Origin of the sequence: Empedobacter sp. UBA2044, from assembly GCF_002333005.1 — a bacterium.
Classification (GTDB): domain Bacteria; phylum Bacteroidota; class Bacteroidia; order Flavobacteriales; family Weeksellaceae; genus Empedobacter; species Empedobacter falsenii_B.
Window position 1 is genome coordinate 1 of the sequence record NZ_DDBA01000009.1, and the last position, 12,668, is coordinate 12,668.

The window sequence follows — 12,668 nt, forward strand, 5'->3', positions numbered from 1 at the left end:
TAACTTTTTGGGGGCAGTGTATTTTTTGGTGGATTTTTTTAGTTATTATGAAAACAAAATAATTAATTCTTTAATTTAGACTTCTATTTTAATTTATTTCTATGAGAAAACTATTATTACTAAGTTTTTTATGTTTACTTAAAGCTGCTTTCGCACAAATATCACCTATAAGTGTAGAAAATTACAATTCGTCAAATTTCACAGAAAATACCATTTTAAATAAATCTTTAGAAAATGTCGAAATTATAGCTCTTGGTGAACCTTCACATTATATGAAACAAACATATGTTTCAAAGATAAAAATAATTAAATATTTACATGAGAAATTGAATTTTGATGTTCTTGCTTTCGAAGCTCCTATGTATAATTTAAATTTGATTAATGATTCGGTTAGATTAGGTTTAGCTAATCCCAAATTGTTTAAAAGTAATAATGCTGGAGTTTGGAATATAAAAGAAATGGATGAATTGTATAAATATATTATTGAAACGTATAAAACTGATCGTCCATTAATTTATACTGGATTTGACCATAGTTTTTATAAAACAAACGCTTTTATTCCTGAATTAAAATCATTTTTAAAAGAAGAAAATATAAACAATATAGATGATAAATATTTTGATGCGATTCAATTTGTTATAAATAATAGTTTTTCTTTTAAAAAAGCCTCAGTAACAGATACTCTAATTATTTCTTCAACAAATAATGATATTTTTAGTAAAATTTCTAATAAAAATTTTAAAAATAAATTTTGGAAAAAACAGCTTGAGAATATAGAATCTGTATATAGAGATGATTATAAAGTAGGAAATAGAGATAAAACTATGTATGAGAATATTAAGTTTATCAAAGAAGAAATGTATCCTAATAAAAAAATAATTCTATGGGGAGCGACAATACATTTCATTGATAATACTTTACTAACAGATGATAAGTTAAAAAATCTGAAAACAAAAGCAGGATATTTTTTGAAAAAAGAATATGATGATAAATATTATATTTTAGGTTTTACACCAGGGGGAGGGAATGCAGGTGTAAAAGGATATTTAGGACTTATGAATCTAAAAATAAAATCTCCTAAAAATAGTATTGAAGAGGTGGTTCAGAAAGATTGTAAATGTAATTATGCTTTTGTTTCTTTTAATAATTTTGATGCAAATAATTTAACTTCGAATAGTATAGGTTCGAAACAATTACATTACGATGATCTTAGTAAAGTTGTTGATGGATTATTTTATTTAAAAACAGAAACGCTTATAAATTTTAAAGAGGAGGAATAAAATCTATGTAGATAATCACCTTGTCAAGGTTTTAAACCTTGACAAGGTGATTAATATATTCTATATTTCTTCTAATGTTGGAATAAATTCTTTTTCGATTTCTTCGAAAGTCTGCATCAAATCAACAAGATTATCTTGTGTGACTAATTTTGTACGATAAGGTTTGAAATTAGGAATTCCTTTGAAATAATTGGTATAATGCATACGTGTTTCCAAAATCCCTGTACGTTCACCTTTCCAATCAATCGCCCAATTTAAGTGATTTTTAGCCGCTTCCATTCGTTCTACAATTGTTGGTTCTGGTAACAATTCTCCTGTTTCTCGATAATGTTTAATTTGCTCGAAAATCCAAGGATAACCAATCGCCGCACGACCAATCATCACACCATCTACACCGTATTTTTCTTTGTATTCGATCGCTTTTTGTGGCGAATCAATATCTCCATTTCCAAAAATAGGAATCTCAATATTTGGGTTCGCTTTTACCTTTGCAATCGGTTCCCAATTTGCTTGTCCTTTATACATCTGCGTACGCGTACGTCCGTGAATTGACAATGCTTTGATACCTGTTTCTTGTAAACGTTCGGCAACTTCATAAATGTTAATTGAATCAGAATCCCAGCCTAAACGAGTTTTTACAGTAACAGGTAAATGCGTACTTTCAACAACAGATTTTGTTAAACGTACCATCAAATCTATATCTTTTAAAACACCAGCTCCTGCGCCTTTACAAACCACTTTTTTTACGGGACATCCAAAGTTAATATCAACAATATCAGGCTGAACAGTTTCTACAATTTTAGCAGACATCGCCATTGCCTCTTCATCTCCACCAAAAATCTGAATACCAATTGGACGTTCGTAATCAAAAATATCTAATTTTTGACGACTTTTTATTGCATCACGAATCAATCCTTCAGAAGAAATAAACTCTGTATACATCAAGTCTGCACCATGCATTTTGCATAGGCGACGAAATGGCGGATCACTCACATCTTCCATTGGTGCAAGCAATAAAGGGAAGTCTGGTAATTCTATGTTTCCTATCTTTACCACGAAATAATTTTTTGCAAAATTACATAAAACTTATGAAAGAAGAACGAAAGTCCGAAGGTGTAAATCAATATTTAAAGTTTTCTGCGATGGGAATACAAATGGCGGTGACGATTGCGTTATTTGCTTGGTTAGGAACTTTTTTGGATAAAAAAATGGAAACAGACAAGCCATTATGGACGGCTGGCTTATCTTTGCTGGGAGTTTTTGCAGGATTATATTTGATGTTGAAGCAATTACCAAAAAAATAATTTTAATGATTAAGAAATTTATTCTTTTAGCACTTTCTTTTATTGCAATGGTAGCAATTTTTTGTGGTATTCATTACGCAATTGTTGCGCATTATAATTTTAGCGAAAATCCGCTAATTGTTCCAAAAATGTATTTAATAATTGGTTTAATTACATTAATGATTTTGCAAGTTGGATGTTTTGTGAAGATAAAATTTCCAGAATATGTTGGTTTTGCCTTTATGGGAGGGATGATAGCGAAGATGGCAATTGTATTAGCATTGATTGTTGTGAATGAACAAATTAAATCAAATGTTGTACAATTAATTATAAGTTATTTTGTAATTTTGCTAGCCGAAGTTTTAGTGTTTATTCGCTTAATTAATTTAAAGTTAAAAAAAGTTTAATGATTTTTAGCATTTGACTTTGGTAAGTGGTTAATTTACTATAATTTTGCACGCAATTTAGAAACAAAGGAATTATACATGAAATTTTCAGCGTTATTAGCGTTTTTATTACTTTTCAATTTCGGATTCGCCTCTACAGCAGTTCCGCACGAAAGTCTTCCAAAAACGTTTGAGGAGTTAATTAAAAGTGAGCAAGTAAAAAGTCAAGAGGAAGCTGCTAAAGTGAAATCTGGCGAGTCTACATTTAACCCAGTGCCAGGTATCATGCACCACATTGCAGATGCGCACGATTGGCATTTATGGGGAGAAGGAGAAAAAAGTGTAGGAGTTGCATTACCTGTTATTTTATGGGATAATGGTTTACAAGTTTTTATGTCTTCTAAATTTCACCACAACGAAGCGGTTGTTGAAAGTAACGGAAATTACTATATCAACTACCACGAAAAAATCTACAAAACAGATGCGCAAGGTACAATCAAACCTCACGTAGACGAAAAAGGAGCTATTCATTTAGAGAATGAAAAACCATTAGATTTTTCTATTACGAAAAACGTAACATCAATGTTAATCTCTTTCGTAATTTTAATCTTAGTTTTCTCTGCAGTTGCATCAAACTACAAAAAAGGAAATATGGTACCAAAAGGTATTGCAGGATTCATCGAGCCAATTATTATTTTTGTTCGTGATGAAGTAGCAATTCCAAATATTGGTGAGAAAAAATACGCGAAATTTATGCCTTATTTATTAACGTTATTTTTCTTCATTTGGATCAACAATTTATTAGGATTGTTACCAGGTGCAGCTAACGTTACAGGTAATATCGCAGTTACATTTGTATTAGCATTAATTGCATTAATCGTAATTAATTTCTCAGGAAACAAAGGTTACTGGGGACATATGTTATGGATGCCAGGAGTGCCGGTTCCAGTAAAATTAATCTTAGCTCCAATTGAGTTAATCGGGATTATTACAAAACCTTTCGCCTTAATGATTCGTTTATTTGCGAACATTACAGCAGGTCACATCATCATTATGTCGTTAATTTCGTTAATCTTTATTTTCCAAACAGAAGCTATGGCAGGTGGATCTATCCCATTAGCGTTATTTATCTACTGTTTAGAGTTATTAGTAGCGGCATTACAAGCGTTCGTATTCACAATGTTAGTTTCGTTATTCATCGGAACAGCAGTAGCAGAACACGATCATCATTAAGAATAGAATATAAAAAACAATAAAATAATTTTTTAATAATTAAATACAATTATCATGACAGGAAGTATTGCAGCAATCGGAGCTGGTTTAGCAGTTTTAGGAGTTGGTTTAGGTATCGGTAAAATCGGTGGATCAGCTATGGAAGGAATCGCTAGACAACCAGAAGCGGCTTCAAAAATTCAAACAGCTATGATTATCGCAGCAGCCTTAATCGAGGGTGCAGGTTTATTCGGTATCGTAGTTGCGTTATTAGGTAACGGATAATATTTGAATTAAAATTAGCTTCAATAACGGTTGGTTGTTGAAGCTAATTCATTAAAAAATTAATTAGTAAAAAATAAAATTTAATACATACACACAATGGATTTAATTACACCTTCAGTTGGTCTTATTTTTTGGACTGCGGTCGTATTTATCATCTTATTAGTATTGTTAAGATCATTAGCTTGGAAACCAATTTTATCTGCAGTTAAAGAAAGAGAACAATCTATCGAGGATGCATTAAACGCAGCTAAAAAAGCGAAAGAAGAGATGGCTTTATTAAACGCTCAAAACGAGAAAATCATGAAAGAAGCTCGTGCTGAACGTGATGCTATCTTGAAAGAAGCGCGTGAAATGAAAGAAAATATCATCAACGAGGCGAAAAATTCTGCAACTGTAGAAGCAAACAAATTAATTGAAAATGCTAAGTCAGCTATCCAAAATGAAAAAGCATCAGCTATGGCTGATATCAAAAATCAAGTTGGACAGTTGTCAATTGAAATTGCTGAAAAAATCTTAACTAAAGAATTGTCAGACAAATCTGCACAAGAAGCTTTAGTGAATGATGTTATTGATCAAGTTAAATTCAATTAATCATGGCAGGATTCAGAGCAGCACATAGATATGCTAAAGGTTTGATGGAGTTTGCGAATGAAGCAAACCAAACAGACGTAGTGTATGCTGAAATGAATGATGTTCGCAAAGTCATTAAAGAGAATGATGATTTAAGAGTTTTCTTAAATTCTCCGGTGATTGATGCAAAGAAAAAAGAAGCTGTTTTGAGTGAGATTTTCAAGTCTTTATCAAAAACTTCTCAAACATTCATTTCGTTAGTCGTAAGACATGGTAGAGAAAATATTTTGTCTAAAATTGCAGATCAGTTTATTTCATTATACGATTTAGCAAATAATATTGTAACAGCAGAAATTACTTCGGCAGTACAATTAGATCAAAATACAATTGATAATATTGTAGCAAAAGCAAAACAAACTTTAGCTGCAAATAGTCAAGTAAAAGTAGAGAACAAAATTGATGCATCTTTAATTGGAGGTTTCGTTTTAAAAATTGGAAACAATCAAGTTGATTCGTCAATCAAAACTAAGTTAGCTACATTAAAAAAAGATTTTTCGAAAAACGAATACATTCCTAAATTTTAAATATTTCAGAAATGCCAGAAATAAATCCAGCTGAAGTTTCAGCTATATTAAAACAACAACTTACAAGCTTTGATTCATCAGTTGAATTAGCAGAAGTAGGAACCGTTCTAACTGTTGGGGATGGTATTGCTCGTGTTTACGGGTTAGACAATGCTCAATACGGAGAATTAGTAGAATTCTCAAACGGGTTAGAAGGAATGGTACAAAACCTTGAAGAAGACAACGTAGGTATTGTACTTTTCGGACCTTCAAAAGGTATTAAAGAAGGTGACACTGTAAAACGTACAAACAAAATTGCATCTATTAACGTAGGTGAAGGAATGTTAGGACGTGTTGTAGATATGTTAGGAAATCCTATCGATGGTAAAGGACCAATCGAAGGACAATTATATGAAATGCCTATCGAGCGTAAAGCTCCTGGGGTTATCTATCGTCAACCTGTAAACGAACCATTACAAACAGGTATCGTTTCTATTGACTCGATGATTCCAATTGGACGTGGACAACGTGAGTTAATCATTGGTGACCGTCAAACAGGTAAAACTTCTGTTGCTTTAGATGCAATCTTAAATCAAAAAGAGTTTTACGATAGAGGTGAAACAGTTTTCTGTATCTATGTTGCAGTAGGACAAAAAGGTTCTACAGTAGCAGGTATCATGAAAACATTACAAGACCACGGTGCAGATAAATATACAGTAGTAGTTGCTGCTAATGCATCTGATCCAGCTCCAATGCAAGTATATGCTCCAATGGCAGGTGCTGCAATCGGAGAGTATTTCCGTGACTCTGGTCGTCCAGCGTTAATTGTTTATGATGATTTATCTAAACAAGCCGTTGCATACCGTGAGGTGTCTTTATTATTACGTCGCCCACCAGGACGTGAAGCATATCCTGGAGACGTTTTCTACTTACACTCTCGTTTATTAGAGCGTGCTGCAAAAGTAATCAAAGATGATGCAATTGCATCTCAAATGAATGATTTACCAGAATCTATGAAAGGTATCGTAAAAGGTGGTGGTTCTTTAACTGCTTTACCAATTATCGAAACTCAAGCTGGTGACGTTTCTGCATATATCCCAACAAACGTAATTTCGATTACAGATGGACAAATCTTCTTAGAGTCTGATTTATTCAACTCAGGTGTTCGTCCAGCGATCAACGTAGGTATCTCTGTATCTCGTGTTGGTGGTTCTGCACAAACAAAACCAATGAAAAAAGTATCTGGTACATTAAAATTAGACCAAGCACAATACCGTGAGTTAGAAGCTTTCGCGAAATTTGGTTCTGATTTAGATGCAGCTACAATGAACGTAATTGGTAAAGGTGAACGTAACGTTGAGTTATTAAAACAAGGTGTTAACGCTCCAATTCCAGTAGAAGAACAAGTAGCAGTTATTTATGCGGGTACTAACGGTATGTTGAAAAACGTTCCAGTTAACCAAGTGAAAGAGTGGCAAGCTGACTTTGTTGAGTTAATGCGCAACAAATATGCAGACACTTTAACATCTATCCGTTTAGGTAAATGGACTGATGAAATTATGGATGTATTGAAGAAAGTTATCACAGAAACTACTTCTAAATACTAATAAAATATAAATGAAACTTAGAGGTTTCCGAATCTCTAAGTTCCTTTTAATCCTTCATCTCAAATAGAATTATGCCAAATTTAAAAGATATACGTAACCGTATTACTTCTGTAGGTTCTACAATGCAGATTACAAGTGCTATGAAATTAGTTTCTGCTGCAAAACTAAAACGTGCTACAGATTCTATCGTACAGTTACGTCCTTATGCAGATAAATTACGTGAACTTTTACAAAATGTAAGTTCTACTTTAGAAGCTGAAGTAGGAGGTGCATTAACAGAAGAGCGCGAAGTTAATAAAGTACTTTTAGTCGTTATTAACTCAAATAGAGGTTTATGTGGAGGATACAACTCAAGCATCATCAAAAAAGTAAATGCGTTATTAGCTGGCGAATTAGCAAGTAAACACGTAGAGATTTTAGCAATTGGTAAAAAAGCTAATGATACTTTTAGTAAAACACAAACTATCTATAAAAATGCATCAAGCATTTGGGATAATTTAAATTTTGCAGATGTAGCTGAAATTGCAGACGATTTAGTAGAGAAATTTACTGCGGGTGACTTTGATCAAATCAGAATTATCTACAATCAATTTCAAAATGCAGCTGTTCAAATTGTACAAGACGAACAATTTTTACCAGTCGTTTTAGAGAAAACTGAAGAAGAAGCAAACAATTCAGCAGAGTTAGATTATATCTTCAACCCTTCGAAAGAAGAAATTTTAAGAGACTTAATCCCTCAAACGTTGAAAACGCAATTATTCAAAGCCGTATTAGATGCTAACGCTTCTGAGCACGGAGCACGTATGACTGCAATGCATAAAGCAACAGACAACGCAAGCGAGTTACAAAAAGGATTGAAAATTCAATACAATAAAGCTCGTCAAGCTGCTATTACAAACGAGATCTTAGAGATCGTTGGTGGTGCAGAAGCATTGAATGCGTAAGAACAAAGACTTATATTATTTTAAATAGAAAAGCAACTTCATCTCGAAGTTGCTTTTTTTATAATGTTTACTTTAGATTATAAAGAAGTAATAAAACTTTTAATAGATTCTAACAATTGTATTTATCATTCAGAATAAAAATCTATAAAACACTTTTGAATAATTAGTCTTTAACATATTATTGAAGAAATACTTCTACTTAGTTATTACTTTATTCAGGATGATAATTTTTGTAATCATATATCTAATTAGAATTCTTATTAGTTCAATCTTATTATAAGTTAGAATGAAATAAATTATTTCCTCAAGACATTTCAATAAAAATATCAAGTGATTTTACCTAAAACCTAAGGAGGTTTTAATTAAAACGTCTCGACGTTTTATATCAAACAAAAAGTCCTAAGCAATGCTCAGGACTTTTCTATTGTTATAATCGAAACTTAGTTTCTACTTATTTCATTTGAAATAATGGGCGAGAAGACATAAACTCATTTACACGATCTGCAACTCCATCAATGATTTCTTCGTTATCAATATTCATTAATACTTCGTCAATCAAGTCAGCAACAGTTTGCATATCTGCTTCAACCAACCCACGAGTTGTTACAGCTGCCGTACCCAAACGAATCCCCGATGTAACGAAAGGAGATTTATCATCGAAAGGAACCATGTTTTTGTTACAAGTGATTTCTGCCAAAACTAAAGCGTTTTCTGCTTGTTTCCCAGAAATACCTTTGTTACGTAAGTCGATCAACATACAGTGATTATCTGTACCTCCAGAAACAATGTCATAACCTTTTGCAACCAATGCCGCAGCCAAAGCCTTCGCATTCTTCACAACTTGTACAATATAGTCCATATAACCGTCAGATAAAGCCTCTTCAAAAGCAACAGCTTTAGACGCGATTACATGCTCCAAAGGCCCACCTTGTGTACCAGGGAACACTGCTCCGTTCAAGATTTGAGACATCATTTTCACTTCACCTTTAGGAGTTTTTGCTCCCCAAGGGTTCTCAAAATCTTTCCCCATCATAATGACTCCACCACGAGGACCACGTAAAGTCTTGTGAGTTGTCGTCGTTACAATATGACAATGAGGCATAGGATCGTTTAAGATTCCGCGGGCAATTAACCCAGCAGGATGCGAGATATCAGCCAATAACAAAGCACCAACTTCATCAGCTACCTCACGAAATTTAGCATAATCTATGTCTCTTGAGTAAGCAGAAGCACCACAAATTATCATTTGAGGCTTCTCTTTACGAGCAGTTTCTGCCATAGCTTCGTAGTCAATTCTCCCCGTCTCTTTATCCACTCCATAAAAAGAAGTTTGGTAAGTTAACCCAGAAAAGTTAACAGGAGAACCATGTGTTAAGTGACCTCCGTGCGATAAATCGAATCCTAAGATCTTGTCTCCTGGTTTCAAACAAGCTAAGTAAACAGCCGCATTCGCCTGAGAACCTGAGTGAGGTTGCACGTTTGCATACTCTGCATTAAACAACGCTTTCAAACGATCAATTGCAATAGTTTCCACTTCGTCTACAACTTCGCAACCACCGTAGTAGCGCTTTCCAGGATAACCTTCTGCATATTTATTTGTCAAAACAGAACCCATCGCGCGCATTACGTTGTCCGAAACAAAGTTTTCTGACGCGATTAATTCAATTCCATTCAGTTGTCTTTCTTTTTCTTCTTCAATCAAATCGAAGATTACATCTTGTGCCATGTTTTGTTTGTATTAATTGTGTTTCAAATATAAGCTTTTATCATTAGAATTTCTAACTGATATATTCGTAATAACCTAAGAATTATCAAAACAATTTTTCTAAAGATTTGGGCGTTCCCTTCGGGCGGGCTATCCGTTGCAATCTTTACTTTGTAACTTCGCTATCGCTTCGTTCCACGCAAAGGATTTCCACTCCTATCCCTAACGCATCTCGAGTTATGAGTAATAAGTTCTGAGTTTTGAGTAATAATATCTATACTTTTTTCAGAATGATACTTTATTAATAATTGAAAATCAATTTACTTATTCAAACGAATTTCAAATGACCTTTCAATAAAAAGGCGTAAAAAAATTGAAGAAATTCGAAGCGATAAAAAAGATTTAGCCGATAGGTTTTTAAATCTTTTCGCGTAGAATGACTCATTTTCAGCCGATTTATTGAGGTCTTGATTTGCTTGTACTAAGTTTATCGAAGTATTGTTTCGTTTTTTCATCAAGGAAAAAATGAAAGAAAGTTTACTTAGTTATTGAGAATTTATTTCAAGAGTCCAATTAATAAGCATTTAGAGATTCTTCATTTCGCTGAAGCTTCATTCAGAATGACAGAAATTGTCTTTCCGAACTTGTCGCGGAATCCCTTGTAAAATCATTCAAAACTAATTTAACAATTGACCTTATTAATATTGAAAACCAATTTCCTTATTCAAAAGAATTTCAAATGACCTTTCAATAAAAAGGTGTAAAAAAATGAAGAAATTCGAAGCGATAAAAAAGATTTAGCCGATAGGTTTTTAAATCTTTTCGCGTAGAATGACTCATTTTTAGCCGATTTATTGAGGTCTTGATTTTTTTGTTTCGTTTTTTCATCAAGGAAAAAATGAAAGATGGTTTCTTAGTTCTTCAAAATTTCTAATTTCTAAACCAACCAACTATCAAATTCTCTCATTAAATTTACAGCATGAAAAATCCTACTTTTTGCATTGGTTTGATGTCTGGAACTTCGTTAGATGGTTTGGATATTTGCTATGTCCGATTTGATGATAACCAACTTTTCGAAATTTTACATGCCGAAACTATAGATTATTCATCTGATTGGCGAACAAAACTAACAGAAGCTTTTCAATATTCGGCAATGGATTTATGTCAATTGGATGTGGAGTTTGGTTATTTTCTTGGGGAGAAAGTAAAAGAGTTTATTCATAAAAATAAGATTGAAAAAGTAGATTTTGTTGCATCTCACGGGCAAACTATTTTTCATCAACCGCAGAAATCATTCACTTTGCAAATAGGAAATGGTGCAGCAATTGCGTCGCGTTGTCAACAAAAAGTGGTGTGTGATTTCAGAACACAAGACGTTATTTTAGGAGGACAAGGAGCCCCTTTGGTTCCGATTGGGGACGAATTATTATTTTTTGACTATGATGCATGTTTAAATCTTGGAGGTTTTTCTAATATTTCGATGAATAGAAATGGAAAACGTATTGCTTTTGACATCTGCCCAATCAATATTGTCTTGAATCATTATGCCAAACAACTCGGTTTTGAATTTGATAAAAATGGAGAAGGAGCAGAACAAGGACATATTAATACTGCATTAGTTGAAGAATTGAACCTTTTGAATTTTTATCATCAACCTTTCCCAAAATCATTAGGTTTTGAATGGGTAACGGATGAGTTTTTAACAATTGTTGATAAGTACGATATTTCTATCGAAGATAAGCTGAGAAGTTGTGTGGAGCATTTCGTAATTCAAATTAAGAATACCTTTGCTTTATATGATATCAACAATGTGTTGATAACTGGAGGAGGAGTTCGAAATTTATTTTTTATCAATCGTTTACGAGAATTATCAACTGTTGAAATCATCATTCCAATTGATAATTTAATCGATTTTAAAGAAGCTTTAATCTTTGCATTCCTTGGTTATCGTCGTGTTTATAACGAAATAAATTGTTTGGCATCTGTAACAGGAGCGAGCAAAGACCATTCGTCTGGAATTATATATTCTCTATAAAATATATATAATTAATAGAGTTTAAAAATATTTTATTTACATTTGTTCGATAACCAAGAATAAATGCGATATGAAATATTCGAAAAATAAAGATGTTATTTTACTTCATGGCTTATTTGGAAGCCTTAGTAATTGGGGAAATGTTATCAAGAATCTTGAAATAAATTATAATGTTTATACACCAACATTTCCTTTATTTTCTACTCATTTCAAAAGAAATTCACTTCAAAATTTAGTTCAATTTCTAGAAAATTATATTCAATCTAATAAAATTGAAAATCCAATATTAATCGGAAATTCTTTGGGCGGGCATGTTGCGTTGCTGTATGCGTTGGCACATCCAAATTTGGTTGATAAATTGATTTTAGCTGGAAGTTCTGGTTTGTATGAAAGCAATTTGCAGGCTTCTTTTGTGCGTGTGCGAGATTACGAGTATATCAAAAATAAGGTAGAAGAAGTTTTTGAAACAAAAAATGTTGTAACAAAAGAATTGATTGATGATGTTTTTTCGACCGCTAATACGCCTACAAAAGCTTTGTCTATAATTTCGATTGCGCGAGATGCAAAGCGACAAAACTTGAAACATCTTTTACATAAAATAGATCAGCCGGTTTTATTGGTATGGGGAAAACAAGATATTGTGACACCGCCAGATGTTGCTGAAGAGTTTTTTGCACATTTACCTAATGCAAAATTAGCTTACATCGATCATTGTGGTCATGTGCCGATGATGGAACAGCCATTACTTTTTAATCAACATATTAATCAATTCTTAAGTGTGTAACGTCCTGAAAAAAT

The 12,668-nt window shown here is 32.9% G+C and carries 13 protein-coding genes; 11 read left to right on the plus strand and 2 right to left on the minus strand.

All coding sequences use genetic code 11. The features are described from left to right. Positions 1–101: 101 nt before the first annotated feature. Positions 102–1,280, plus strand: a complete 1,179-nt coding sequence (locus B4E59_RS01070; RefSeq protein ID WP_291050800.1) for an erythromycin esterase family protein — start codon at positions 102–104, stop codon at positions 1,278–1,280. A 60-nt stretch (positions 1,281–1,340) separates the two neighbouring features. Here B4E59_RS01070 and dusB read toward each other — a convergent pair whose 3' ends face one another. Then, a complete protein-coding gene (gene dusB / locus B4E59_RS01075; protein ID WP_280037247.1) occupies positions 1,341–2,336 on the minus strand; it encodes a tRNA dihydrouridine synthase DusB in 996 nt (331 codons plus the stop codon). A gap of 32 nt (positions 2,337–2,368) precedes the next feature. On the opposite strand from dusB, the gene B4E59_RS01080 reads away from it, so the two are divergent. The 8 genes from B4E59_RS01080 (at position 2,369) to atpG (ending at position 8,130) form a co-directional block, all read left to right on the plus strand. Beyond that, complete coding sequence (locus B4E59_RS01080) at positions 2,369–2,584, plus strand: AtpZ/AtpI family protein (protein ID WP_038335105.1); 216 nt, start codon at positions 2,369–2,371, stop codon at positions 2,582–2,584. Between the two features lie 5 nt (positions 2,585–2,589). After that, complete coding sequence (locus B4E59_RS01085) at positions 2,590–2,970, plus strand: hypothetical protein (RefSeq protein WP_180905270.1); 381 nt, start codon at positions 2,590–2,592, stop codon at positions 2,968–2,970. 78 nt (positions 2,971–3,048) lie between these two features. After that, complete coding sequence (gene atpB, locus B4E59_RS01090; protein WP_084106903.1) at positions 3,049–4,182, plus strand: F0F1 ATP synthase subunit A; 1,134 nt, start codon at positions 3,049–3,051, stop codon at positions 4,180–4,182. A 54-nt stretch (positions 4,183–4,236) separates the two neighbouring features. Continuing rightward, positions 4,237–4,446: an ATP synthase F0 subunit C gene (gene atpE, locus B4E59_RS01095; RefSeq protein ID WP_013598300.1), complete on the plus strand. Its 210-nt coding sequence runs from the start codon at positions 4,237–4,239 to the stop codon at positions 4,444–4,446. 96 nt (positions 4,447–4,542) lie between these two features. Next, positions 4,543–5,037: a F0F1 ATP synthase subunit B gene (locus tag B4E59_RS01100; RefSeq protein ID WP_038335122.1), complete on the plus strand. Its 495-nt coding sequence runs from the start codon at positions 4,543–4,545 to the stop codon at positions 5,035–5,037. Between the two features lie 2 nt (positions 5,038–5,039). Next, positions 5,040–5,600 (plus strand): ATP synthase F1 subunit delta, encoded by a 561-nt coding sequence (gene atpH, locus B4E59_RS01105; protein WP_038335127.1) that lies wholly within the window; start codon positions 5,040–5,042, stop codon positions 5,598–5,600. A gap of 11 nt (positions 5,601–5,611) precedes the next feature. Beyond that, on the plus strand, positions 5,612–7,186 hold the full coding sequence (gene atpA / locus B4E59_RS01110) for a F0F1 ATP synthase subunit alpha (RefSeq protein WP_038335134.1): 1,575 nt from the start codon (positions 5,612–5,614) through the stop codon (positions 7,184–7,186). 71 nt (positions 7,187–7,257) lie between these two features. Next, complete coding sequence (atpG, locus tag B4E59_RS01115; RefSeq protein WP_221854234.1) at positions 7,258–8,130, plus strand: ATP synthase F1 subunit gamma; 873 nt, start codon at positions 7,258–7,260, stop codon at positions 8,128–8,130. A 451-nt stretch (positions 8,131–8,581) separates the two neighbouring features. On the opposite strand, the gene glyA is transcribed toward atpG, so the two are convergent. Then, the gene (gene glyA / locus B4E59_RS01120) at positions 8,582–9,856 is read right to left on the minus strand and encodes a serine hydroxymethyltransferase (RefSeq protein WP_135834919.1); all 1,275 of its coding nucleotides are present in this window, start codon (positions 9,854–9,856) and stop codon (positions 8,582–8,584) included. Between the two features lie 958 nt (positions 9,857–10,814). Between glyA and B4E59_RS01125 the strand changes: the two genes are divergently transcribed. Together B4E59_RS01125 and B4E59_RS01130 are read left to right on the plus strand one after the other, a co-directional pair. Next, positions 10,815–11,870: an anhydro-N-acetylmuramic acid kinase gene (locus B4E59_RS01125; RefSeq protein ID WP_291050816.1), complete on the plus strand. Its 1,056-nt coding sequence runs from the start codon at positions 10,815–10,817 to the stop codon at positions 11,868–11,870. Positions 11,871–11,940: 70 nt separating this feature from the next. Then, on the plus strand, positions 11,941–12,654 hold the full coding sequence (locus B4E59_RS01130) for an alpha/beta fold hydrolase (RefSeq protein WP_291050819.1): 714 nt from the start codon (positions 11,941–11,943) through the stop codon (positions 12,652–12,654). The last annotated feature ends 14 nt before the right edge of the window (positions 12,655–12,668 follow it).